We start from the raw sequence: 23,094 nt of genomic DNA on the forward strand, positions 1-23,094 counted from the left end.
GGGGTGAAACTTTCCCCCCGCCCGCCCCGTGGCTACACTGCGCCTGACCCGAAGCAAGAACCGACACATCCACCCCATGACCGATGCCACCGCCCTGCCCCTTCGCCTGCCGCGCCCGCGCCTGCCCGCACGACGCACGATGCTCAAGGCGCTGCATTGGGGGATCGTGCCGTTTTTCATCTGGTTCATGTTCGCCGATCCCGATGTCCTGCGCCGGATGGGGCGGGGATGGTTTCAACTCCATTCGATCAACGGGCTGATCTTCGTCACACTCGCGCTGATCTGGACCGGGGATCATTTGCGCCGCGGCCTTGCCTCTCGCCCCGGTCCAAAACTGCCGCCCTGGGCGCGGCGGGTGCATCCGATCCTGCACAAGACCTTGATCTGGGGCCTGTTTCTCGTGGCGCTGACGGGGTTCGGGCTTGGCGCGACCTCTGCCGTACTCCTGCGCGCGGGGGGCTTTTTGCCGATCGCGCCGCCCCTCGACCTGCCGCAGGCCCACGCGATGGTGTCCTTCGTACATGTCTACCAGTTCTACGCACTGGCGGGCATCGTCGCGCTGCACGCCACGTTCCACATCTGGCGCCACGTCCATCTGCGCGACAACGCCCTGCGGATCATGGTGCCGCGCCTCCTTCACCGCTTTTTGTAGGGTTTTCCTTGCTTGCAGCCGCCGCCCGCTCGCGTTTGAGTGAGGACACCCCCTTCACCGCGCCCCGGCGGCGCATTCGCTTTTCCGGAAGACCCACCATGTCCGACACGTTTGACGCCCGCACCGAAACCGCCCGCCCCGAAGACGAACATCGCTTTCCCTGCTCCAATTGCGGATCGGACATGCGCTATGCCCCAAGCGAGGGGAAGCTGATCTGCGACCATTGCGGCAACGAGGAAGCGATCACGATCGAGGATGGCCCCTGGGGCGGCGGCGCGGAGCTGGTGGAGAACGATTTCGAGGCGGCCCTTCGCGGCCAGCTCGACAGTGCCGAGATCGAGGAGACGCGCGTCTCCCAATGCCCGTCCTGCGGCGCCCAAGTGCAGTTCGACGCCGACACCCATTCCCAGGATTGCCCGTTCTGCGCCACGCCCGTCGTGACCGATACCGGCACCCATCGCCACATCAAGCCCAAGGGCGTCCTGCCCTTCCAACTGGCCGAGCGGGAGGCCCATTCCGCCATGAACAAGTGGCTTGGCAGTTTGTGGTTCGCACCCAACGGCCTGAAGGAATACGCCCGCCAAGGGCGCACCCTCGATGGCATTTACGTGCCCTACTGGACCTATGACGCGGACACCAAGACCAGCTATCGCGGTCAGCGCGGGACGGCCTATTACGTCACCGTCAACGGCCCCGATGGCAAGCCGCGCCAGGAACGGCGCATCCGCTGGACCCGCACCCAGGGCCGTGTGGCGCGCTTCTTCGACGACATCCTGGTGCTCGCGTCCAAATCGCTGCCCAAGCGGTATACCGACGCGCTTGCCCCGTGGGACCTTTCCGCGCTTGCGCCCTACACGCCGGAATTCCTGTCGGGGTTCCGGGCCGAAGGTTATACCGTCGATCTGGAGGAAGGCATGGTGGAGGCGCGCCAGATCATGCACGCCCAGATCCAGCGCGACATCCGCCGCGACATCGGCGGCGACGCCCAGAAGATCGACCGGATGGACACCCATGTGGACGACGTGACCTTCAAGCATGTCCTGCTGCCGGTCTGGATCGCCGCCTACAAGTACCGGGGCAAATCCTACCGCTTCGTCGTCAATGCCCAGACCGGCAAGGTGCAGGGCGAACGCCCGTGGAGCGCGGGCAAGATCGCCCTTGCCGTCATCGCCGCCATCGTCGTGGGCGTCGCCGTCTTCTACGGCCTGGAAGTCATGGATCGCTGAGCCACCCGCGCCGCATATCGGGCTTCCCCCACCCCCGCGTTAACGCTAACAAAGGCGCGGACAGATAAGGGAGGTCCCCATGATCCTGTGCGCCGGCGAAGCCCTGATCGACATGCTGCCCCGCCAGACGGAGGGACACGAGGCCGCCTTCGCCCCATATCCCGGCGGCTCGGTCTTCAACACCGCCGTGGCGCTGTCGCGGCTGGGGACGCGGACCGAGTTCTTCACCGGCCTGTCCACCGATCTGTTCGGAGAACGCCTTTCCGGTGTGTTGATGGCCAATGGCGTTGGCCACGGCCTCGCCCATCGCTGCGACCGCCCCACAACGCTGGCCTTCGTTACGCTGACAGACGGACAGGCGAGCTATGCGTTCTACGACGAGAATACCGCCGGGCGGATGCTGACGGAAGCCGACCTGCCCGACATACCCGACGAAACGAAGGCGTGCTTTTTCGGTGGCATCTCCCTGGCGGTGGAGCCCTGCGCGGACGCCTACGCCACGCTCGCCGCCCGCGCCCATGCCCGCCATGTCACCATGCTCGACCCCAATATCCGCCCCTCCTTCATCGCGGATGAGGATCGGTTCCGGGCGCGGATGGATCACATGCTGGCCCATTCGGATATCGTGAAGGCCTCGGACGAGGATCTGCGCTGGCTCATGGGCGACGACGCGCTGCCAACGCTGGCGGAGGCTCTGCTGGACAAGGGCCCGTCGCTCATTTTCGTGACCCAGGGGGCCGATGGCGTGACGGCATTCCACCGGGGCGGATCGCTCCATATCGAAGCGCAGATGGTGCAGGTCGTCGATACCGTCGGCGCGGGCGACACCTTCAACGCGGGCGTTCTGGCGGGCCTGTCCGATGCCGGGGCCCTCGACAAGGACCTGCTCGCCCGGGGCCTGACCGACGACACGCTGCGCGACGCCATGACGCTTGGCGTCAAGGCCGCCGCGATCACCGTCACCCGCGCGGGCGCCAACCCGCCCCGCCGGGACGAGCTTGAATGAGGGCGCTCCTCCAGCGGGTCGCCCATGCCCATGTGGACGTGGACGGCGCCCGCATCGGGGCCTGTGGACCCGGACTCTTGATCCTTGTCTGTGCCATGCAGGGGGATACGGCGGACATTGCCGACCGGCTGGTGGCCAAGATCACCAAGCTGCGCATCTTCAAGGATGAGGCAGGCAAGATGAACCGCTCGCTTCTGGATGTGGGGGGCGCGGCGCTGGTCGTCAGCCAATTCACCCTGGCCGCCGACACAAGTCGCGGCAACCGCCCGGGCTTTTCCACTGCTGCCGCCCCCGCCGAGGGAGAGGCGCTTTACCTCCAGGTGGTGGAGCGTCTGCGGGAGGCGGGGGTGACGACCGCGACCGGCCAATTCGGCGCGGACATGCAGGTCGGCCTTGTGAATGACGGTCCCGTGACGATCTGGCTGGACACCGATACATAACGCTCAAAAAATGGGCATCCCTCCCCCAAACCCCTGAAAAAATGTATGAAAGGGCTGGCCCTTTCGCTCAAGCGTTCATCTGATAGGGTCATGCACTTGGAGGAGACATGACCGACGACACGCGATTTTTCGATGAGATGACGGGCGGGTCCGCCACCGCACGCGATCCCTATGCGCCCTATTCCGGCTGGTTCGAGGGTGAGGATCTTGGCGATCTGCGCCAGAAGTCGGCCCAGGCGGAGGCGTTTTTTCGCCGCACCGGCATCACCTTCAACGTCTATGGCCAGTCCGAGGCCGATGAACGGCTGATCCCATTCGACATCGTGCCGCGCATCATTTCCGGGCGTGAATGGGCCAAGCTGACGCGCGGCATCGAACAACGGGTCCGCGCGATCAACGCCTTTCTCTACGACATCTACCACCGGCAGGAGATCCTGCGCGCGGGCCGCGTGCCGCGCGAGCTGATCGACCGGAACGAGGCGTTCCTGCCCCAGATGATCGGGGTGGAACCCCCCGGCGGCGTCTACACCCATATCGTCGGCACCGATCTGGTGCGCACCGGCGAGGACGAGTTCTTCGTGTTGGAGGACAATGCCCGTACCCCGTCCGGCGTCAGTTACATGCTGGAAAACCGTGAAACCATGCTCCAGATGTTCCCGGAGCTGTTCAGCCGCGTCAAGGTCCAGCCGGTGCAGAATTACCCCGCCGACCTGCGCCGGTCGCTGGCCGCCTGCGCGCCACGCGCCTGCACGGGGTCGTGTACCGTCGCCGTGCTGACCCCCGGCATCCACAACTCCGCCTATTTCGAACATGCGTTTCTCGCCGAGCAGATGGGCGTGGAACTGGTGGAGGGGCACGACCTGCGCGTCGTGGATGGCCGCATCGCCATGCGCACGACGCGCGGCTACACACCGATCGACGTGCTCTACCGCCGGGTGGACGATGATTTCCTCGACCCGCTGAACTTCAACGCCGCATCCATGCTCGGCGTGCCGGGCATCATGGACATCTACCGCGCGGGCGGGATCACGATCGCCAATGCGCCGGGCACCGGCATCTCCGACGACAAGGCGATCTACAGCTACATGCCCGATATCGTGGAGTTCTACACCGGCGAGAAGGCGATCCTGCAAAACGTGCCGACCTGGCGCTGTTCGGAGCCGGACTCGCTCAAATACGTGCTCGACAACCTGTCCGACCTGGTGGTGAAGGAGGTCCATGGCTCCGGCGGCTACGGCATGCTGGTTGGCCCCGCCGCCTCCAAGAAGGAGGTGGAGGCGTTCCGCAAAAAGCTGGAGGCGCGCCCCTCCAACTACATCGCGCAGCCCACGCTGGCGCTCTCGACCTGTCCGATCCTGACGGCCAAGGGCCTTGCGCCACGCCATGTCGACCTGCGCCCCTTCGCGCTCATGTCGCCCGAGAAGATCACGCTGACGCCCGGCGGACTGACCCGCGTGGCGCTCAAGGAAGGGTCGCTGGTGGTGAACTCGTCACAGGGCGGCGGCACCAAGGACACTTGGGTGTTGGAGGAGTAGGGAGATGCTAGGCAAAACCGCAGGTGGCCTCTTTTGGCTGTTCCGTTACCTTGAACGCTCCGAAAACGCGGCGCGGCTGGTGGAAACCGGCTTTCGCATCGGGCTGACCCGGCCCGCGGGGGCGGACAACGAATGGCAGTCGGTGCTGCAAACCGCCGCCGTGGCCCAGGCCTATGCCGACCGCCACGGGGATGTGGTGGAGGCCAAGGCCATCGACTTCCTGCTGCGCGATCCGGACAACACGTCCTCCGTCCTCTCCTCGATCTCGGCCGCGCGGCAAAACGCGCGCCTGACCCGCACCCACCTGACCCGCGAAGTGTGGGAGGCGCTGAACGACGCCTACATGGCCCTGAAGGAGGTGCTGTCGCGCCCCGTGACACCCAAGCAGCTGCCGGAGGTGCTGGCCTCCATCCGACAGCATTGCGCCCAGGTGCGCGGAGCTATGCACGGCACGATGCTGCGCAACGATGCGTTCGATTTCTGCCGTCTTGGGACGTTTCTGGAACGCGCCGACAACACCGCGCGCATTCTCGACGTGAAATATTACGTCCTGCTGCCTTCCGTGACCCAGATCGGATCGTCGCTCGACAATGTCCAGTGGGAGACGATCCTGCGCTCCGTCGCGGGCCAACGTTCCTATCGCTGGCTGACCCAGGGCGAGGTGACGCCGAAGGGCATCGCGGAATTCCTGATCTTCGACCGCCGGATGCCGCGGTCGTTGGCCTTTTGCGTGATGAAGATCGCCTCCAACCTCTCGTATCTAGAGACCGCCTACGGCGCGCGGACCCCGGCCCATGACCATATCGACATGATGGCCGCCAAGCTCAGCCACCTGACGATCGAGGATGTGTTCGAAGACGGGTTGCACGAATTCCTGACATCGGTTCTGGGCGATCTCGGCACGCTCGGCGCACAGATCGACGCCGATTACCGGTTTCTGGGATAGGGGTGGCGCGATGCGTTTGAAGATCAACCACACAACGACCTACCGCTTCGATGCGCCGGTCACTTACGGGTTGCAGCAGTTGCGCCTGACACCCAAATCGCGGCGCGGGCAATCCATCTTGTCGTGGTCCATGCAGGTCGATGGCGGGCAGGTGCAGACGGAGTTTCAGGATCACAACCAGAACCACGCCTCCCTTGTCTCCTTCGATCCCAGCGCGTCGGAGATCCGGGTGATGTGTGCGGGCGAGGTCGAGACGGCGGACAATGCCGGGATACTCGGCAAGCATTCGGGCTTTGCGCCCCTGTGGTATTTCCAGCGCATGACCGATCTGACCCAGCCGGGCGACCGGGTGGCAGCGCTGATCGACGGGCTGCAAGAAGAGGTGTCTGACGATATCCCTCGCCTCCATGCGCTGTCGGGCCGGATCATCGGCGCCGTCCGCTATGAGATCGGCGCAACCGAAGCCGCCACGACCGCCGAGGATGCGATCGCGGGCGGTGCGGGCGTGTGCCAGGACCACGCCCATATCTTCATCGCCGCCGCCCGCGCGATGGGCCATCCCGCGCGCTATGTCTCGGGCTACCTGATGATGAACGACCGGGTGCACCAGGATGCGACCCATGCCTGGGCGGAGGCCCATGTGGACGGCGTGGGCTGGGTCGGCTTCGACGTCTCCAACGGCATCTCGCCGGACCCGCGTTACGTGCGTGTGGCCACCGGCCTCGATTACCGCGAAGCGGCCCCGATCGCGGGCCTGCATTACGGTGCGTCCGGAGAGGCGATGTCCGTCGACATCCAGGTCGCACAGCAGTAGACATCCCTTAACCGACCGGCGCTACATCTGGACCACGACCGGCGGATCCTGGGGATGAGAGACCATGACCTATTGCGTGGGAATGAAACTGAGCCGGGGCCTCGTGTTCATGTCGGACACGCGGACCAATGCCGGCGTCGACAACATTTCCGTTTTCAAGAAGATGTTCCTGTGGGAGGCCGAGGGCGAGCGGTCGATCACCCTGATGACCGCCGGGAACCTCGCCACGACCCAGGCCGTCGTCAGCCTGCTCAACGAACGCGCCCTGCCCGCCGACGAACGCGGCGCGCTGTCGATCATGGAAGCGCCGTCGATGTTCCAGGTCGCCAAGCTGGTGGGGGAAACCCTGCGCGAGGTGATCGCCGATCAAAGCGGTGTCGCGGGGCCCCAAGCCGATTCCCCCTTCGGGGCCAGCATCATCCTGGGCGGCCAGATCAAGGGCGGGGAGCCGCGGCTGTTCCTGATCTATCCCGAGGGCAATTTCGTCGAAGCCTGCGACGACACCCCGTTCTTCCAGATCGGGGAGACGAAATACGGCAAGCCGATCCTGGTGCGCGCGTATAATCCCGAGATGACGTTCGAGGCGGCGGTGAAGCTTCTGATGGTCAGCTTCGATTCGACCCTGAAGGCGAATTTGAGCGTGGGCATGCCGCTTGACCTGCACCTCTACCGGGCGGACACGCTGCGCCACGGCCCAAGACGCAGGATCGAGAGCGAGGATCCCTATTTCTCCCAGATCTCGTCGGGTTGGGGGGACAAGCTGCGCGACGCCTTCGACGCCTTGCCCGATTACACGCTGGAATGAGGGATTGCGCCGGGCGTGACGCCCGTCGCCGGGGGCCTCGCGCCCCTGCGGGGCGCTCGGCGTCGCGTGAAACGCCGATGTGAGTGGTGATAGGGTGAGTGCGGAGGGGGCGCTGCCCCCGCTCCTGCGGAGCCCCCCGAGGTATTTTTGAAGCAAAGAGGGCAGGCCCGTTGGGCGGTCAGCGCGTCACGTCGTGGTGGTAGAGCCAGTTGAAGCGGTTCGTTACGGCATGGGGCGCGAAGCGGGCGGCAAGGCGCAAGGCGGAATGGGCGGCAAACCGGTACGGGCCGGGGCGCAGGTGGTAATTGGCCGCGTTGTCGTTGGCTGCCTCCACGATGCGGGCGGTGCGCGGTTTGCGGATGGCCTGGTACCGGGTGAAAGCGGCCTCGATCGTGTCGTGATCGTTCAGGCAGCGCGCGAGGACAAAGGCGTCCTCCAGCGCCATATTGGCGCCTTGGGCGAGGAAGGGCAGCGTCGGATGGGCCGCATCGCCCAGAAGCGCGAGCGCCCCCCCGTGCCAGTGTTTCGCCACCGGATGGCGGGACAGGCCCCAGATGTTGGTCACCTCAACGTCGCCGAGCAAAGCCTTGATCTCCTGACAGAAATCCGTGAACGCGGCGCGCAGGTTCGCGGGATCGTCTGCGTGGTGCCACCCTTCGGCGGCGAAGCTGTCCCGCTCCTCCACCGCGACGATATTGGTGAGGGTTCCGTCGCGCAGGGGGTAGCGGACGAGGTGGCGACCGGGGCCCATGAAGACGTGGGCTTCCGGTGGAAGGTCGCGCGACGGGGCCAGGGCGCGCCACGCCACCTGTCCGGTGAAGAAGGGCCGCGACCTGGGATTGAGGGCGGCGCGGGCGGCGGAATGAAGGCCATCGGCGGCAAGGGTCAGGCCGTGATCTTCCCGGGCGCCATCGGCCAGGCGCAGGCGGGTGACATCGGCGTCGGGCGTGACCTCCTTGACCGCCGTACCCAGCCGGATACGCACGCCCGCCCCTTCACAGGCCGCGCGCAGGGTCTCAATCAGGTCGGCGCGGTGGACGAAATGGAACGGGCGGGACAAATCCATGGTGAAGACATCCGCGCCCTTGCGGAAATCGCGCAAGCGGACCCGCGTGGCGCGTGTGGCGCGCAGATCCTCGGCCACGCCCAAAGCCTGCAGCACCACGTAACCATTGGGGGAGATCTGCAGCCCCGCCCCCACTTCCGCGATCTCTTGCGCCTGTTCCAGCACGGTCACGGCGGCGCCGCGCCGGGCGCAGGCCAGGGCCGCCGCCAGCCCGCCGATCCCGCCGCCGATCACCGTAATCTCCTTGCCGATCAGCATCTTGCCTTACCTCGAACGAAAAAGGGCACCCGTCCCGGATGCCCCTGTTGCGCGCCATATGCAAAGCGATCAGTCGTCGCGGTGCACCTTTTCGCGGCGCTCGTGGCGTTCCTGCGCCTCAAGGCTCATCGTGGCGATGGGGCGGGCATCCAGCCGCTTGAGGCTGATCGGCTCCCCGGTCACTTCGCAATAGCCAAACTCGCCCTCTTCCACGCGGCGCAGGGCCTGGTCGATCTTGGCGATCAGCTTGCGCTGGCGGTCACGGGTGCGCAGTTCCAGCGCGCGGTCGGTTTCCTCGGAGGCCCGGTCCGCGACGTCGGGAATATTACGCGTGCCGTCTTGCAGCGTGGAGACGGTGGATCGGCTTTCGTCGAGAAGATCGTTCCGCCAGGCCAACAACTTGCGGCGGAAATACTCGACCTGTTTTTCGTTCATAAACGGTTCATCTTCGGCCGGACGGTAATCCTCAGCCAGAAAAATCTCTGCTTTCATATCGCTCCCCTCAGCGGGGCTGGTGTCGTTCATGGTGTCGTGCCCGTGCAAGTCCATGCAGCCCCATTGGCGGTCGATTACAACCTCCGCGGTGGCTTGTCACCTAGATACTGCGTGAGGTAGCTAGATTTCAAACGCAAAGATACGCTGCACTGCGGAGAAATGGTGAAAATGAGATTTGACGGCACCGCCGATTACGTGGCGACCGAGGATTTGACCGTGGCCGTGAACGCCGCCGTCACGCTGGAACGCCCGCTTCTGGTCAAGGGGGAACCCGGCACCGGCAAGACGGAACTGGCCCGCCAGGTCGCCGGTGCCCTGGGTCTGCCGATCATCGAGTGGCACATCAAATCCACCACCCGCGCGCAGCAAGGCCTGTACGAATACGATGCCGTCTCCCGCCTGCGCGACAGCCAGCTTGGCGAAGAACGCGTCCACGATGTCGCGAATTACATCCGCAAGGGAAAACTCTGGCAAGCCTTTGAACGCGAAGACAAATGTGTGCTCCTGATTGATGAGATCGACAAGGCCGATATCGAGTTTCCCAACGACCTTCTGCAAGAACTCGACCGGATGGAATTCTACGTCTACGAGACCGGGGAAACGGTGAAGGCCACGACGCGGCCCATCGTCATCATCACATCGAACAACGAAAAGGAGCTGCCCGACGCCTTCCTGCGGCGCTGCTTCTTCCACTATATCCGCTTCCCCGACATCGACACGATGCGCCGAATCGTCGATGTGCACCACCCCGGCATCAAGCCCGCCCTCCTGACCACCGCGCTGACCCAATTCTACGAGATCCGAGACCAGCAGGGGCTCAAGAAGAAGCCCTCCACGTCCGAGGTTCTGGACTGGCTCAAGCTGCTCCTGGCCGAGGATCTGGAGGCGGAGGATCTGCGCCGCGACGGGGCGAATGCCCTGCCGAAACTTCACGGTGCGCTCCTGAAGAACGAGCAGGATGTGGCGCTTTTCGAACGGTTGGCCTTCATGGCCAGGGCGCAACGGTAACCGGAATTCCGCGCACGACCCCTAGGCCGCTGCCCGAATCCTGCCATAATCTGTGGCGATGATCGGGGTGTGCGACCCCGGATTTGATTCAAGGCCAGTGTTACGTGTCACAACCCTTTGACATTCGCCCCCTCGGGCGGCGGGATCGTGCCGAATGGGGCGGGCTCTGGCGTGATTATCTGGCCTTCTACGGGGCGGAACGGCCAGATGCGCTCTATGATCTTACCTTCTCCCGATATCTTGATCCGGACCGTGCCGATATGGCCGCCTGGATGGCGTGGGAGGGCGAGCGTGCCCTGGGTCTTGTCCACACGATCGCCCATGCCCATGGCTGGCAGGAGGCGCCCGTGACCTACCTGCAAGACCTCTTCACGATCCCCGCCGCACGCGGCAAGGGGGTCGCCCGGGCGCTGATCGAAACGGTCTATGCCGACGCGGATGCCGCCGGGCGACCCTCCGTCTACTGGTTGACCCAGACCGGAAACACGACCGCGCGCGCCCTGTACGACCGGATTGCGCAACCCACTGACTTCATGAAATATTCCCGAGCCTGAGGCATTTGACTTGATCCGAATCCCCACCTTCGCGGCCCCTGCCCTCGCCCTGATCCTGGCGGCCTGTGCGCCCACAACCGGCACCGATGCGGTAGCCGAACGCGCCTCCGTGGTCGTGCCCAGTGATCTGCCCGCGATGAACACATTCGGTGCGGCCCGCGTCGCGGCGGCCTCCCGGTCGAACACGACCGTCGCGGCGGATTTCCTCGATCTCAGCTTCCAGATGGAATCGGGCCGCGTGATCGAGCGGTTGTCGCGGTTCGAGGGGCCGGTGACGGTGACCGTCGCCTCCGGCGCGCCCGCCTCGCTCAGCAATGACCTCGATATCCTCGTGCGAAGACTGCGCAACGAGGCCGGGATCGACATCACCCGCGTCAGCTCCGGCCCCGCCTCCATCACGATCGAAACGATGCCGCGCGCCCGCATGCAGCGCGTCGTGCCGCAAGCCGCCTGTTTCGTGGTGCCGCGTGTCAGTTCCTGGTCGGAATTCCGCCGCAACCGCGCCGGGCGCACGCTCGACTGGACCACGCTGGAGACCCGCGAACGGGTCGCGGTCTTCATCCCCTCCGACGTGGCACCCCAGGAAATCCGCGACTGCCTGCACGAGGAGATCGCGCAAGCCCTCGGCCCCCTCAACGACCTCTACCGCTTGCCCGATTCCGTCTTCAACGACGACAATTTCAACGCCGTTCTGACCGGCTTCGACATGCTGATCCTGCGCACCTATTACGATGACGCGCTGCGCTCGGGCATGACGCGGGCCGAAGTGGGGGCCGCCCTGCCCGCGATCCTCGCCCGCCTCAACCCAAGGGGTGGACAAGCGGCCGGCGCGCGAGGATCGGCGACGCCGCGCGCCTGGATCAGCGCCATTGAGACCGCGCTCGGCCCCGGCAGCGGCGATGCGGCGCGCATCACGGCCGCCGAACGTGCGGTGCGCATGGCGCGCAACAATGGCTGGAACGATTCACGGCTCGCCTTCGCCTATTTCGCGCTCGGCCGCCTGACGCTCAGCCGCGACGTCGAAACCTCGATCGAGGCATTCCAGGCGTCTGCCGGGATCTTCGAGCGGGTGGCCCCGGGCGGCATCCAGGCCGCCCACGTGGACATGCAACTGGCCGCTTTCGCCCTGTCCGCTGGCCGCGCGGAGGAGGCGTTGCGCCTGACCACGCGCGCACTTCCGGCGGCCACGGCGGCGCAAAACGCCTCCCTCCTGTCGACGCTCCTGATGATCCGGGCCGAGGCGCTGGAAGATACCGGGCGCGCGTCCGAGGCCCGATCCGTCCGGCTCGACAGCCTCGCCTGGGGGCGTTATGGCTTCGGCTCCAATGCCGCCGTCGGCGCGCGCCTGACCGAAGTGGCGGCGTTGTCGCCGGGGCGCTGACGCAACGCCGGATCGGGTCACCACATGCTGAATTTCATCGGGGCGGGTCTTGGCCTTTTCGTCGGTGCCGCCTTGGCGTGGCGGCGCGGCGGCAACCGGCTCGACATCGCGCAATGGGCAGCCGTTTTCACGCTGATCGGGTTCCTTGTGGGCACCATCGTGATGCTGATCGTCCCCGCCCCGGTCTGACGCGGCCCGCGTCTGCACCCGCGCTGAGGCCCATTTTGTCGCGCGGTTTCAACGCCTTGGTCCGACCACCCGACCCAGAACATCGCCCCCAAAACCCGTTCGACGCACGCGCCCATCCACGCTAGAACAGGCCCCATGTTCCTGCCGTTTTTCGAGACCCTCCGCGCCGCGCGCATCCCCGTCTCCCTCCGCGAATACCTCGCGTTTCTTGAAGGGGTGTCGGCGGGCCTCGTGACCTATGACGTGGACGGCTTCTACTACCTCGCGCGCACCGCGATGGTGAAGGACGAGCGCCACCTCGACCGCTTCGATCAGGCCTTCGCCCACGCGTTCGGCGGGTTGGAGGCGATCAGCGCCGAGGATGTGTTGGAGGCCACCGAAATCCCCCGCGAATGGCTCGAAAAACTGGCCGAAAAGCACCTGTCCGAGGAAGAACGGGCGGAGATCGAGGCGATGGGCGGGTTCGACAAGCTGATGGAAACCCTCCGCAAACGCCTCGCTGAACAGGAAAAACGCCACCAGGGCGGCAGCAAATGGATCGGCACGGCGGGAACATCCCCCTTCGGCGCCTATGGCTACAACCCCGAAGGCGTGCGGATCGGCCAACACGAAAGCCGCCACCGCCGCGCCGTGAAGGTCTGGGACAAGCGAGAGTTCAAGAACCTTGATGGCGATGTCGAATTGGGCACGCGCAACATCAAGGTGGCGCTGAAACGCCTGCGCCAATGGGCCCGCGACGGCGCGGCGGAAGAACTGGACCTCGACGGCACCATTCGCGCCACCGCGGAGCAGGGCTGGCTCGACGTGAAGACCCGGCCCGAACGGCGCAACGCGGTGAAGGTGATCCTGTTTCTCGACGTGGGCGGGTCCATGGACGATCACGTGAAGGTCGTCGAAGAACTCTTCTCCGCCGCCAAGGCCGAATTCAAGCACCTGGAATACTACTACTTCCACAATTGCCTGTATGAGGCCGTCTGGCGCGACAATCGCAGGCGCTGGTCCGAACAGATTCCGACCTTCGAGGTGATGAACACCTACGGCCCCGACTACAAATGCATCTTCGTGGGAGACGCGGCCATGTCGCCCTATGAGGTCGCCTTTCCCGGCGGCGCGAACGAGCATTGGAACGAGGAGGCGGGCAGCACCTGGCTGCAACGCGCCCGCACCCAATGGCCCGATCACCTGTGGATCAATCCCACCCCGGAAAAACACTGGCGCTATACCCAATCCACCCAGATGATTGCCGAGATTTTCGAAGGCCGCATGGTGCCGATGACGCTCGAAGGGCTGGATCGCGGCATGCGGGAGCTTGGCAAGTAACGCGCATACGCGGAGGGACAAGATGTCTGATGCCCCGATTGTGGAGATCGACCCCAAGGCGTTTTGGGCCGACCCCTACCCCACCTTCGCCCGGATGCGCGCGGAGACGCCCGTGGCCCATGTCCCGCAACTGGGCGCCACGCTCCTGACCCGGCGCGATGATGTCTTCCGGGAGGAGAAGCGGATCGACGTCTTCTCCTCCCACCAACCCGGCGGGCTGTTGCAGCAGGTCATGGGCGCCAACATGATGCGCAAGGACGGCGACGCCCATATGGCGGAACGGCGGGCGCTCTTCCCGGCGCTGTCACCCCGCACCGTGCGCGACGTGCTGGCCCCGCAATTTCGCGACATCGTGGCGGGCCACCTGGACCGGCTGCGCCCCCTTGGCCGCGCCGATCTGGTGCACGAATTCGCCATGCCGGTTGCCGCAGACGCGCTGCGAGTGATGACGGGGCTGACCAACATGGACTTCGCGGATGTCGACACGGCCAGCCAGGCGATGCTCGACGCCGCCGCCAATTACCAGGGCGATGCAGAGGTCGACGCCAAGGGTCACGCTTGGGCCGCGACGGTGTTGGAGAAGATCACGGAGCGTCTGCCGCAATTGCGCGCGCGGCCCGACCATTCCATCATCTCCGTCCTCGACCAGGCGGGCCTGTCGCTCGACGCCATCGCGGGCAATGTGCGCGTCATCATCGGCGGCGGCCAGAACGAGCCGCGCGATGCGATTGCGGGCGCGGTCTGGGCGCTTCTGACCCATCCGGACCAGCACGCGCTCATCTCCGACGGCCACGCCACCTATGCCGATGCCTTCGCGGAATATACCCGGCTCGTCGCCCCCATCGGGATGAGCCCGCGCCGCGTGGCAAAGCGCGACACGACCTGCGGCGTAACGTTCGAGGAAGGCGACCTGGTCTTCCTGATGTTCAGCTCCGCCTGCCGCGACGCCGCCCATTTCGACGCGCCCGATGCCTTCGATCTGACCCGCGACACCGGCCCCGCCATCCCCTTCGGCGCGGGTCCGCATTTCTGCGCGGGGGCCGCCGCCTCGAAAAGCCTGATCGCCGACCACGCCCTGCCGATGCTCTTCGCGGCCCTGCCCGGCCTGCGCCTGGACGGGGACGTGCCCTTCGGCGGATGGGCCTTTCGCGGCCCCCTCACCGTTCCCGTCGCCTGGGACGTTTGACGCATTGCCGGGACCGGGACGCGGCCCCATATAAAGTCCATGTTGAAACTGACCCCGATCCTTCTGGCGGTGGGCTACGGCCTCGTGATGTATCTCTTTTCGGCCTGGCGCACGAAACGGGACCTCGACGCACGCTCCACCGAATTGGCCGATCGCGACCTCAAGCGCATCACCGACCGCTTCGCCGAGGTGCTGGATGTGGAGCGGATCCGCGTCAACATCTACGAGGTCGACGCGGTCAATGGCCTGGCGGCGCCGGACGGGCGCATCTTCATCACACGCGGCTTCTACAACCGCTACCGGCAGGGTGAGGTCAGCGCGGAGGAATTGGCCAGCGTCATCGCCCACGAACTGGGCCATGTCGCGCTCGGCCATACGCGTCGGCGGATGATCGACTTTTCCGGTCAGAACGCCGTGCGCGCGGTTCTGGCGGGCGTGTTGGGGCGGATCATTCCCGGCATCGGCCCCTGGATCGGCGGCCTCGTCGCTTCGCTCCTCGCAGCGCGGCTGAGCCGGCAGGATGAATATGAGGCCGATGCCTATGCCTCGGCCCTGATGGTGTCGGCGGGCTTCGGTACGGCGGCGCAGAAATCGCTCTTCACCAAGCTGGAGAAGCTGGTGGGCCTGCCCGGCGGCGGGATGCCCGCCTGGCTGATGAGCCACCCCAAGACCGCCGACCGGATTTCGGCCATCGAGGCGATGGAAGCCCGCTGGCAGCGCGAATTGCCGCCGAGCTGAGCGTCAAGGGGGGCGCTGCCCCCACTTGCGCCCCAAGGGCCGCAAGCTCCCCCGAGGTATTTTCGAAGCAAAGAGGGGCGGGATCAGGTGCCGAGCGCCTTGCCCAGTCGCGGAAGCCGCGCGCGTTTGAGAAGCCCGCGCAGGGGCAGGCGTTCGCCCGACAGCCGCTCCGCCTCCACATGGGTCTGCCGAACCGCTTCCTCGACCGGAACGGGATCCGCCAGCCATGCCTCCATCAGGAACGCATCGGGATGGACCGCGCGGATGCTATGGGCGGAGACCTCGCCCGCCGGGAAATCACGCAGGTTCATCGTCACGATCACCTCCGCCTGCGCCGCGATGGCGGTGGCCAGCACATGGATATCCGCCGGGTCCGGCAGCCAGAGTGGCGCTTCCGCCCCGGGTGCGATCCTGGCCGACGGAAAGCGCGCCCCGACGGCGGCGGCCTCGGCCCGGGCGATCTGCGCATCCGCCGCCCCGCCATTCCGCGCGGCGGCACGGACCCATTCCTCCAACAGGCGCTCGGACCAGACGGGCGTGAAGACGCCGCGCGCGGCAGCGCCCAAAAGGATCTCCCGCATCACGGTGGGATAAAGGACGCAGGCGTCCAGCACCGCGATCATAGGCGGAAGACCAGCGCTTTGAGGTAGCCCGTGTCGCTCAGCGCCGGGTGAACCGGGTGGTCCGGCCCCGCAAATCCGGTGTGGATCAACCGCGGCTCTCGCCCCGCGCGCCCCAGGCCGCGCAGACACGCCATGCGGAATTTCGACAGGTCGGCGGCGTGGGAACAGGAGCAGAGGACCATATATCCCCCCTCCGCCACCAGGGGCGCGGCCAGCCGCGCGACCCGTTCATAGGCGCGCAACCCCTTGTCGAGCGCGGGTTTGGAGGGGGCAAAGGCGGGCGGATCGGCGATCACCAGGTCAAAGAGTGCCCCCTCGCCTGCCAGATCCTCCATCGCCGCGAAGGCGTCGCCCTGCCGCGTCGTGAACCGCGCCCCCGCGCCCATGGCCTCCGCCCCCTGCGCCGCGAGGTCCAAGGCGGGGCTGGAGGCATCAACGGCCAGGGCCGAGCGCGCGCCCCTTGCCAAGGCCGCCAGGGCGAAGCCGCCCACATGGGAGAACACGTCCAACACGCGGGCGTTTCTGGCCAGCCCCGCGGCGAAGGCGTGGTTCGGGCGCTGGTCGTAGAACAGCCCCGTCTTCTGCCCGCCCATCACGTCAGCCATGTAGGTGGCGCCGTTCATCGGAACCGGGATCGGGCCAACCGGGGCGGTGCCTTTCAGCACCGCCATCTCCTCGGGCAACTCCTCCAGCGCGCGGGCGCGCGATGTGCCGTTCTTGATCACGGTGGTGCAGCCGGTCAGGTCGGTCAGGATCGCGGTCAGATCGTCCAGCCGTTCCTCCAGCCAGATCGCATTGGGTTGCATCACCAGCGTCTCGCCGAACCGGTCGACGATCAGGCCGGGCAGGCCATCGCCCTCCGCATGGACAAGGCGATAGAACGGCGCGTCGTAAAGCGCCTCGCGCAGCGCAAAGGCACGGGACAGGCGCGCGCTCAGCCAGTCGGTGTCGATGCGCGTCGCCGGGTCGCGGTCCAGCAGGCGCAGGCCGATCCGTGCCGCCGGGGTCGCCACGCCCAGGCCAAGGGGCGCACGGTCCGCATCTTCCAGAACCGCCAGCGCGCCCGCCGGGATCGCGCGGGACCGGCGGTCCAGCACAAGGTCATCGGCCCAGGCCCAGGGATGGCCATGGCGGATGCGGCGGGCATCGGCCTTGGGTTTCAGGCGGAGAACGGGAAAAGGGGGCGCTGTCATGGCGCCCCCTCTACTGGGTTCGGGATCGGGTTGGAAGGCTTAGCGCGCCAGCGCCAGAAGCTCCGGGTTGGCGGCCGGGACGACCGGGCCGATGAACTCCGCCTGGACCCAATCGCGCAGGCGCTGGGTGATGCGCACCCGCTGGGTTTCGCCGCGCGCGTCGGCGGCCAGCGCCTCTTCGTTGTTGTAGGCATCGAATGTCACGTCGATGGCGCGCGGACCGGACAGGATCTGGCCCGTCTCAGCATGGGTGATCAACAGCTCGAACTCCACCTCGTGCTCACTGGGCAGGCGGCTGTAGCGCACGCGCTGGGTCTGGGCGTGGAAGCGGGTGACGGTCAGGGTCACGATCACGGGCGTGCCGCCCTGCACGGCCTCGAAGGCCGGTGCCAGGGCCTCGGTCATCAGGATATCGACCTGCTCGTGGCGGTCCCCAAGGGGATCTTCGCGCCACACGATGTCGGCGCGCGGCTTGATCGTGTTGGCCTCGGACACGGTCAGGGTGCGGGGCACGTCGACCTCGAAGGCGACCACGTCCCAATCCATGAACGCGACGTTCTCGATCACGGGGATGTCGTCGATGGACAGGTCACGGGACACGTCGGACGTGCCGACGCAGCCCGATACGGCCAGGGCGGCGCCAAGGACAAGGGCGGGGATGAAACGGGACGTCCGCATGTGATGTCTCCTCAATGCATGGACCGGGTCGGTCCGAATGGGTTTGCCAATTTTTTTATCGTTACGCGCCACGGTTCTGGGACCGCGACAGGGGAAATATGCTGGCAAAGGGGGGCGGAAAAACGCTCCATCCGCGCCCATTCCACGGTCATTGAAAGGAAAGATCGCGCCGGAAATGCGGCGCAATTGAGACGATGTTTACGGATCTGCCGGGCCGCGCGCGGCGTTAGTCGATGGCGCGAATGCCCGCGACCTGCGCCCGTGCGCCTTGCAGGATCCAGGCATGTTCCGAGGCGATGAAGAACGCGCCGAACCCGTATTGGCGCAGCTCCGCCGCCCGCTCCGCATGGGCCACGAAGGTCATGTAGGCCTTGCCGTGGCGCGATGCGGCCTTGCCCACATCGGCCATGGCCTGCATCAGCTCGTCGCTGGTCTGGTGGTCCTTGCCATAGGCCACCGACAGATCGGCAGGCCCCAGGAACAGCGCGTCGATCCCGTCGGTCGCGGCAATCGCATCCGCCGCCTCCACCGCTTCGGGATCTTCGATCTGGGCGATCACCAGCGTCTCCTCCCGGCTTTGCTGCAACAATTCCGGCATCGTGCGCGTGCCGAACCCCGCCCACCGGGTCGATCCGGCATAGCCGCGCCCGCCATGGCCGAACCGCGCCCACCGCGCCACGTCCGCGGCCACATCCGCGCCGGTGACATGGGGCACGACGATCCCGCAGGCGCCAAGGTCGAGGATATGGCCGATCAGGTCCGGCGCGGCCTTGGGCACCCGGGCCAGCACCGGGAAATCGGCGGCCCGCGCCACGGCCAGGCAGGCATTCACGTTGCCCATGTCAAACGGCGCGTGCTCGCAATCCAGGCACACGAAATCGAGGCCGGAGAGGATCAGCACCTCCAGCATGTCGACCGAAGGTGTCTTCATGAAGGTTCCCGCAAGCGGGGCATTGCTGGCGACACGGGCGCGGAAGGCGGCGATGGACATGGGGCGACGGGCCTTGTGCAGGGGAGTATCGGCCCGACCCTGCCGAGGCCGCGCGCGATTTGCAATGGCCCCGGCGCGCAGGGGCGGGCGGGCGCGCAGGCCCCGCCGCCCGCCTCAGCCCTGCGCGGCGGGCAGGGCTGCCCCGTCTGCGGCGACGCCGGGCCCCAGCATCTCCGGCAGCCCATTGTCCGGGGCGTCGATCCGCGTGGCGGGCAGATGCGCCTCCGCCGCTCCGGCCAGGCCGCTGATGTCAGAGGGCAGACCTTCATGCGCGGCAAGGTCGGGCGCGGCCAGGCTCTGCGGCGCGGGGATCTTCGCCTCCACCTTTCGCGGCTGCTTCACCACGGGACGCACGGCGCGGCGTCCGCCCCATTGCCCCAGCGCGCCGGTCACGAAGACATGGCCCCCCGGCCCTTCCAGCGACACCGCGGCAAGGTCGGATGCATCGAAGGGGATCAGGTCGCCCACCGCCATCCCGTCCACCTGTTTCAGGGGCAGGGTCGTGCGCATCAGGATCGCGTCCATGACCAGCGGCGCGGGGCGCAGGATATCGAGCATCCGGTCCCCCCAATCCCTTGGCTTCGCCGCCCGGGCGGAGGAATGTTGCGGCGTTCCGGCCCGGGCGATGGCCGGGTCCGCTGGCAGCAGCAGGAACAGCTTCCCCTTGCGCCCCTTGCCCATTGCCAGGTCCATCGACAGGCGGTGATAGGCCCGCTCGGGCAGCAACAGGTTCAACTGCGCGGGATCGGCGATACGGCTGCCATAGGCGATCCGCTCGGGCCAGTCCCGTCCGGCCACATCCCGGGTCTCCCGCGCGAAGGCGGCCAGCAGAAGGTCGATGAAATCGCGGCTCAACACCTCGTCGATCCGGGTGACGGGGCGGGCGGGATGGTCCGCCTCCTCCACCTTGCCGGTGGTCTGCACCTCGATCAGGGCATCGACCAGCCCGTGCGACAGCGCCACCAGCCCGCGCCGCCCCTCCGCATCCTCGCAGGCCGCCAGCAGCCCGGTTTCGGGCAGATGCTCCACCGCGGCGCTCAGGCCCGCATCCACGTCGACCGAGACCTCGCCCGGCTGCGCCTGCAACCCCTCGAACGGGATTGCCGCGCGCCGCACCGCGCGGGTCAGCGCCGTCTGCAAATCCGCGCTGGGATCGGCGCGGCCATGGCCCACGCCGCTATGGGCCGCGACAATGCGGGCCAGAACGGAAGGGGCTTTGGTCTCGGGCATCGGGTGGGCCTTCGGGCGCGTGGTCAGGGGAATCCTGCGCGTGTGATCGCACGAAAGCCCTTAACGTTCCCTTACGCCGCGCGCAGGGCACGGGCGGGCAGACGCACCCGGAACCGCGTCCCCTCACCGCCCCGCAGGTAACTCAGATCACCGTCAAGACGCGCCATCACCTCCCGGCTGATCGCCAGGCCAAGCCCCGCCCCCGGCGCCCCTTTCGCGGTGTCCAGCCGGGCGAATTTCTCGAAGATCAGCGTTTCCTGCCGGGCGGGAATGCCCTTGCCGTTATCGGCGAATTCCACCTCAATCCCCCCGTCGCCCGACGCGACGCGGATCGTCAGTTCGGGCATGGGCGCATCGCAATATTTCTGCGCGTTGGAGATCAGGTTGATGAAGACCTGCGCCAGGCGGTCGGCATCGGTCCACAGCACCACGTCCTCGGCTGCCGGGTCGCGGTTGATCGTGATCCCGCCGTCACTCTGCGCGCCCGCCGCATGGACCGCGCGGTCCAGCACATCGCCCAGGCGCACTTCGGTCATGTTCAGGGTCACGCGCCCGTTTTCCAGCACGCTGAGATCCAGCAGATCGTCCAGCAACCGGGTCAGGCGCAGGGATTCGTCGTGGATGATCCGGCTGAACCTGGCGCGTGCCGCGTCGTCCATCGGATCGGTCTGCATCAGGATTTCCGAGAACGACCGGATCGACGTCATCGGCGTGCGCAATTCGTGACTGATCTGGCTGAGGAAGGCGTCTTTCTGCACCGACAACTCCGTCAGTTTCCCGTTCGCCTCCCGCAAACGGCGGGCGGTCTGGGACAGCTCTTCCGACTTGGCCTCCAACTGGCTGGAATATTCCATGATCTGCGCCGTCTCGTCGGCCACGGCCAGCAGGTCGCGGACCGATACGCTGGCTGCGCCGGTGATCTGGGCCACCATCGCATGGGCCGTCGCCGCCCCGACGGAGCCTGCCAGTTCCCGCTCCAGCGTCTCAAGGAAATCAGCCGTCGCCTCCGGCAGGTCGCCGTCGCGGCCCTGCGCGCGGGCGGCGTTCTGGAACAGGCGTCCGGCACGCCCCGTGCCCATGATCCTTTGCGCCATGATAAGAAGATCATCCGCCGTCCCCGCCGTGCCGCGCCATCCCATTACGGCGCGCGAATGGTCGAACACGTTGACGAATTGCGCCCCCTGCAAGCGTTCCAGCGGGCTGGGAAAGCTGAACAGCGAGCCCAGGATGAACAAAAGCGTGTTGGCCCCGAGGCTCAGCACCATCGCCGTCAGAAGCGGGTCGGTCGCCTGCAATCCAAGCGGCGTCTCGGGGCTCAGCCAGGCCAGCCCGAACAGGCCATCGGACAGGACGCTCGGCATCAGCCCCCCGGTCTCCGCCACGTTGGGGATCAGCAACAGCCACGCCCAGATCATGAAGCCCGCCCCGATGCCAAGTGCCGCGCCCACCCGCGTCGCCCCGCGCCAGAAAATGCCGCCGACCAGCGCGGGCAGCACCTGTGCCACCCCGAGGAACGAGATCAGGCCGATGGAGGCCAAGGCCTCCGCCCCGCCCGAGGCGCGGTAATAGATCAGCCCCAGGAACAGGACGCCCGCGATGGACAGACGCCGCGCCGTCAGCGCCACGCGCCGCACATCGCCCGTCATCGGATCGTCATGGCGCGTCGCGCGCAGCCATAGCGGCATGACGATGTGGTTCGACACCATCGTCGACAGCGCCAGGGCCGCGACGATCACCATCGACGTGGCCGCGGAAAACCCGCCCAGAAAGACCAGCATCGCCAATCCCCCCTGCCCCTGGCTCAGCGGCACGGTCAGCACGTAGAGGTCCGGGTTGTCCCCCGCCCCCGCGTCGGCCAGCCCAAGGCCCGTCACGGCAATCGGCACCACGAACAGCGAGATCAGCATCATGTAGAGCGGGAAGGCCCACCCCGCCGTGGCCAGGTGCCGCTCGTCGGAGTTTTCCACCACCAGCACCTGGAACATGCGCGGCAGGCACAGGATCGCGGCACCCGCCAGCATCGTGACGCCAAGCCACCGCGCCCCGTTGAGCGGTTGGCGCGCAATCGCGCTTTCCTCGATCCGGGCCAGCATGTCCACGGGGCCATCGGCCAGCCCCCAGACCACGTAGACCCCCACCGCCAGGATCGCGGCCAGCTTCACGATGGCCTCGAACGCGATCGCGCTCACCAGACCCGGATGCCGCTCGTTGAGGTCGAGGGAGCGGGTGCCGAACACGATGGTGAAAAGCGCCATCCCCCCCGCGACCCAGATCGCGGTCTGCTCCGTGTCCGGCGCCCCCAAGGCGCCCGGCCGCGCGAAGACGGAAAACGACAGGCTGACCGATTGCAATTGCAGCGCGATATAGGGCGTCGTGCCCAGCACGCACAGGACCGTGACCAGCACCGCCAACCCGCCCGATTTCCCGTAGCGGCTGGAGATCATGTCGGCAATCGACGTGATCCTCTGCGCCCGCCCGATCCGCACCATCTTGCGCAACAGCCAGAACCAGCCGATGAACACCAGCGTCGGGCCCAGGTAGATCGTCATGTATTCCAACCCCGACCGCGCCGCCGATCCCACCGCGCCGTAAAAGGTCCACGCTGTGGCATAGATCGACAGGCTCAGCGTGTAGGTCAGCGGCGAATTCAGCCATTTCACCCCGCCCTGCCGCGCCGATTTCTCCACCAGGAAGGCGATGCCGAACAGGCCCATGACATACAGGACGCAGACCGCGACAAGGCCGTCGAAGCTCAGCATC

The 23,094-nt window shown here is 66.7% G+C and carries 23 protein-coding genes; 15 read left to right on the forward strand and 8 right to left on the reverse strand.

Going from position 1 to position 23,094, the window contains the following annotated elements:
* Nucleotides 1-76: 76 nt before the first annotated feature.
* The 8 genes from KUW62_RS09395 to KUW62_RS09430 all read left to right on the forward strand — a co-directional run bounded on the left by KUW62_RS09395 (nt 77) and on the right by KUW62_RS09430 (nt 7,424).
* The gene (locus KUW62_RS09395) at nt 77-652 is read left to right on the forward strand and encodes a cytochrome b/b6 domain-containing protein (protein WP_224815225.1); all 576 of its coding nucleotides are present in this window, start codon (nt 77-79) and stop codon (nt 650-652) included.
* 98 nt (nt 653-750) lie between these two features.
* The gene (locus KUW62_RS09400) at nt 751-1,878 is read left to right on the forward strand and encodes a TFIIB-type zinc finger domain-containing protein (protein ID WP_224815226.1); all 1,128 of its coding nucleotides are present in this window, start codon (nt 751-753) and stop codon (nt 1,876-1,878) included.
* Nucleotides 1,879-1,957: 79 nt separating this feature from the next.
* Nucleotides 1,958-2,884 (forward strand): carbohydrate kinase, encoded by a 927-nt coding sequence (locus KUW62_RS09405; RefSeq protein WP_224815227.1) that lies wholly within the window; start codon nt 1,958-1,960, stop codon nt 2,882-2,884.
* Entirely contained in the window at nt 2,881-3,324 is a 444-nt protein-coding gene (gene dtd, locus KUW62_RS09410; RefSeq protein WP_224815228.1) for a D-aminoacyl-tRNA deacylase, read from the forward strand. Before KUW62_RS09405 ends, dtd begins: the two co-directional genes overlap by 4 nt.
* Before the next feature lie 107 nt (nt 3,325-3,431).
* Nucleotides 3,432-4,859: a circularly permuted type 2 ATP-grasp protein gene (locus tag KUW62_RS09415; RefSeq protein WP_224815229.1), complete on the forward strand. Its 1,428-nt coding sequence runs from the start codon at nt 3,432-3,434 to the stop codon at nt 4,857-4,859.
* 4 nt (nt 4,860-4,863) lie between these two features.
* The gene (locus KUW62_RS09420; RefSeq protein WP_224815230.1) at nt 4,864-5,805 is read left to right on the forward strand and encodes an alpha-E domain-containing protein; all 942 of its coding nucleotides are present in this window, start codon (nt 4,864-4,866) and stop codon (nt 5,803-5,805) included.
* 10 nt (nt 5,806-5,815) lie between these two features.
* Entirely contained in the window at nt 5,816-6,619 is an 804-nt protein-coding gene (locus KUW62_RS09425; protein ID WP_224815231.1) for a transglutaminase family protein, read from the forward strand.
* A gap of 64 nt (nt 6,620-6,683) precedes the next feature.
* Nucleotides 6,684-7,424, forward strand: a complete 741-nt coding sequence (locus KUW62_RS09430; protein WP_224815232.1) for a proteasome-type protease — start codon at nt 6,684-6,686, stop codon at nt 7,422-7,424.
* Nucleotides 7,425-7,602: 178 nt separating this feature from the next.
* On the opposite strand, the gene KUW62_RS09435 is transcribed toward KUW62_RS09430, so the two are convergent.
* Together KUW62_RS09435 and dksA are read right to left on the reverse strand one after the other, a co-directional pair.
* Nucleotides 7,603-8,748 carry an FAD-dependent monooxygenase gene (locus KUW62_RS09435; RefSeq protein ID WP_224815233.1) on the reverse strand — a complete coding sequence of 382 codons (1,146 nt, stop codon included), beginning with the start codon at nt 8,746-8,748 and terminating at the stop codon, nt 7,603-7,605.
* A gap of 69 nt (nt 8,749-8,817) precedes the next feature.
* Nucleotides 8,818-9,273: an RNA polymerase-binding protein DksA gene (dksA, locus tag KUW62_RS09440; protein ID WP_224815234.1), complete on the reverse strand. Its 456-nt coding sequence runs from the start codon at nt 9,271-9,273 to the stop codon at nt 8,818-8,820.
* Nucleotides 9,274-9,411: 138 nt separating this feature from the next.
* Between dksA and KUW62_RS09445 the strand changes: the two genes are divergently transcribed.
* The 7 genes from KUW62_RS09445 to KUW62_RS09475 all read left to right on the forward strand — a co-directional run bounded on the left by KUW62_RS09445 (nt 9,412) and on the right by KUW62_RS09475 (nt 15,619).
* Nucleotides 9,412-10,251, forward strand: a complete 840-nt coding sequence (locus tag KUW62_RS09445; RefSeq protein WP_224817081.1) for a MoxR family ATPase — start codon at nt 9,412-9,414, stop codon at nt 10,249-10,251.
* A gap of 104 nt (nt 10,252-10,355) precedes the next feature.
* Nucleotides 10,356-10,805 carry a GNAT family N-acetyltransferase gene (locus tag KUW62_RS09450; protein ID WP_224815235.1) on the forward strand — a complete coding sequence of 150 codons (450 nt, stop codon included), beginning with the start codon at nt 10,356-10,358 and terminating at the stop codon, nt 10,803-10,805.
* 10 nt (nt 10,806-10,815) lie between these two features.
* Nucleotides 10,816-12,186 (forward strand): DUF2927 domain-containing protein, encoded by a 1,371-nt coding sequence (locus KUW62_RS09455; protein WP_224815236.1) that lies wholly within the window; start codon nt 10,816-10,818, stop codon nt 12,184-12,186.
* A gap of 24 nt (nt 12,187-12,210) precedes the next feature.
* Nucleotides 12,211-12,375, forward strand: coding sequence for a hypothetical protein (locus KUW62_RS09460; RefSeq protein WP_224815237.1), 165 nt, complete (start codon nt 12,211-12,213; stop codon nt 12,373-12,375).
* A gap of 135 nt (nt 12,376-12,510) precedes the next feature.
* A complete protein-coding gene (locus tag KUW62_RS09465; protein ID WP_224815238.1) occupies nt 12,511-13,695 on the forward strand; it encodes a VWA domain-containing protein in 1,185 nt (394 codons plus the stop codon).
* Between the two features lie 22 nt (nt 13,696-13,717).
* Nucleotides 13,718-14,881, forward strand: coding sequence for a cytochrome P450 (locus KUW62_RS09470; protein ID WP_224815239.1), 1,164 nt, complete (start codon nt 13,718-13,720; stop codon nt 14,879-14,881).
* Between the two features lie 39 nt (nt 14,882-14,920).
* On the forward strand, nt 14,921-15,619 hold the full coding sequence (locus tag KUW62_RS09475) for a M48 family metallopeptidase (RefSeq protein ID WP_224815240.1): 699 nt from the start codon (nt 14,921-14,923) through the stop codon (nt 15,617-15,619).
* A gap of 83 nt (nt 15,620-15,702) precedes the next feature.
* Here the strand turns inward: KUW62_RS09475 and KUW62_RS09480 are convergent, their stop codons facing one another.
* The 6 genes from KUW62_RS09480 to KUW62_RS09505 all read right to left on the reverse strand — a co-directional run bounded on the left by KUW62_RS09480 (nt 15,703) and on the right by KUW62_RS09505 (nt 23,093).
* Nucleotides 15,703-16,242 carry an RSP_2648 family PIN domain-containing protein gene (locus KUW62_RS09480; RefSeq protein WP_224815241.1) on the reverse strand — a complete coding sequence of 180 codons (540 nt, stop codon included), beginning with the start codon at nt 16,240-16,242 and terminating at the stop codon, nt 15,703-15,705.
* Complete coding sequence (locus KUW62_RS09485; protein ID WP_224815242.1) at nt 16,239-17,435, reverse strand: RSP_2647 family RNA methyltransferase; 1,197 nt, start codon at nt 17,433-17,435, stop codon at nt 16,239-16,241. Before KUW62_RS09485 ends, KUW62_RS09480 begins: the two co-directional genes overlap by 4 nt.
* A 39-nt stretch (nt 17,436-17,474) precedes the next feature.
* Entirely contained in the window at nt 17,475-18,113 is a 639-nt protein-coding gene (locus KUW62_RS09490) for a DUF6778 family protein (protein ID WP_224815243.1), read from the reverse strand.
* A 226-nt stretch (nt 18,114-18,339) separates the two neighbouring features.
* The gene (locus KUW62_RS09495; RefSeq protein ID WP_224815244.1) at nt 18,340-19,104 is read right to left on the reverse strand and encodes an HpcH/HpaI aldolase/citrate lyase family protein; all 765 of its coding nucleotides are present in this window, start codon (nt 19,102-19,104) and stop codon (nt 18,340-18,342) included.
* Between the two features lie 114 nt (nt 19,105-19,218).
* A complete protein-coding gene (locus KUW62_RS09500; RefSeq protein WP_224815245.1) occupies nt 19,219-20,334 on the reverse strand; it encodes a FliM/FliN family flagellar motor switch protein in 1,116 nt (371 codons plus the stop codon).
* 71 nt (nt 20,335-20,405) lie between these two features.
* Entirely contained in the window at nt 20,406-23,093 is a 2,688-nt protein-coding gene (locus tag KUW62_RS09505; protein ID WP_224815246.1) for a sensor histidine kinase, read from the reverse strand.
* Nucleotide 23,094 lies beyond the last annotated feature (1 nt).

The organism is Hasllibacter sp. MH4015 (assembly GCF_020177575.1).
Taxonomy (GTDB): Bacteria; Pseudomonadota; Alphaproteobacteria; order Rhodobacterales; family Rhodobacteraceae; genus Gymnodinialimonas.

Excerpts from the sequence above, each read along its gene's own strand:
- KUW62_RS09395 (WP_224815225.1), top strand. The coding sequence starts at position 77 with ATGACCGATGCCACCGCCCTGCCCCTTCGCCTGCCGCGCCCGCGCCTG.
- KUW62_RS09400 (WP_224815226.1), top strand. The coding sequence starts at position 751 with ATGTCCGACACGTTTGACGCCCGCACCGAAACCGCCCGCCCCGAAGAC.
- KUW62_RS09405 (WP_224815227.1), top strand. The coding sequence starts at position 1,958 with ATGATCCTGTGCGCCGGCGAAGCCCTGATCGACATGCTGCCCCGCCAG.
- dtd (WP_224815228.1), top strand. The coding sequence starts at position 2,881 with ATGAGGGCGCTCCTCCAGCGGGTCGCCCATGCCCATGTGGACGTGGAC.
- KUW62_RS09415 (WP_224815229.1), top strand. The coding sequence starts at position 3,432 with ATGACCGACGACACGCGATTTTTCGATGAGATGACGGGCGGGTCCGCC.
- KUW62_RS09420 (WP_224815230.1), top strand. The coding sequence starts at position 4,864 with ATGCTAGGCAAAACCGCAGGTGGCCTCTTTTGGCTGTTCCGTTACCTT.
- KUW62_RS09425 (WP_224815231.1), top strand. The coding sequence starts at position 5,816 with ATGCGTTTGAAGATCAACCACACAACGACCTACCGCTTCGATGCGCCG.
- KUW62_RS09430 (WP_224815232.1), top strand. The coding sequence starts at position 6,684 with ATGACCTATTGCGTGGGAATGAAACTGAGCCGGGGCCTCGTGTTCATG.
- KUW62_RS09435 (WP_224815233.1), bottom strand. The coding sequence starts at position 8,748 with ATGCTGATCGGCAAGGAGATTACGGTGATCGGCGGCGGGATCGGCGGG.
- dksA (WP_224815234.1), bottom strand. The coding sequence starts at position 9,273 with ATGAACGACACCAGCCCCGCTGAGGGGAGCGATATGAAAGCAGAGATT.
- KUW62_RS09445 (WP_224817081.1), top strand. The coding sequence starts at position 9,412 with ATGAGATTTGACGGCACCGCCGATTACGTGGCGACCGAGGATTTGACC.
- KUW62_RS09460 (WP_224815237.1), top strand. The coding sequence starts at position 12,211 with ATGCTGAATTTCATCGGGGCGGGTCTTGGCCTTTTCGTCGGTGCCGCC.
- KUW62_RS09465 (WP_224815238.1), top strand. The coding sequence starts at position 12,511 with ATGTTCCTGCCGTTTTTCGAGACCCTCCGCGCCGCGCGCATCCCCGTC.
- KUW62_RS09470 (WP_224815239.1), top strand. The coding sequence starts at position 13,718 with ATGTCTGATGCCCCGATTGTGGAGATCGACCCCAAGGCGTTTTGGGCC.
- KUW62_RS09475 (WP_224815240.1), top strand. The coding sequence starts at position 14,921 with ATGTTGAAACTGACCCCGATCCTTCTGGCGGTGGGCTACGGCCTCGTG.
- KUW62_RS09480 (WP_224815241.1), bottom strand. The coding sequence starts at position 16,242 with ATGATCGCGGTGCTGGACGCCTGCGTCCTTTATCCCACCGTGATGCGG.
- KUW62_RS09485 (WP_224815242.1), bottom strand. The coding sequence starts at position 17,435 with ATGACAGCGCCCCCTTTTCCCGTTCTCCGCCTGAAACCCAAGGCCGAT.
- KUW62_RS09490 (WP_224815243.1), bottom strand. The coding sequence starts at position 18,113 with ATGCGGACGTCCCGTTTCATCCCCGCCCTTGTCCTTGGCGCCGCCCTG.
- KUW62_RS09495 (WP_224815244.1), bottom strand. The coding sequence starts at position 19,104 with ATGTCCATCGCCGCCTTCCGCGCCCGTGTCGCCAGCAATGCCCCGCTT.
- KUW62_RS09500 (WP_224815245.1), bottom strand. The coding sequence starts at position 20,334 with ATGCCCGAGACCAAAGCCCCTTCCGTTCTGGCCCGCATTGTCGCGGCC.
- KUW62_RS09505 (WP_224815246.1), bottom strand. The coding sequence starts at position 23,093 with ATGCTGAGCTTCGACGGCCTTGTCGCGGTCTGCGTCCTGTATGTCATG.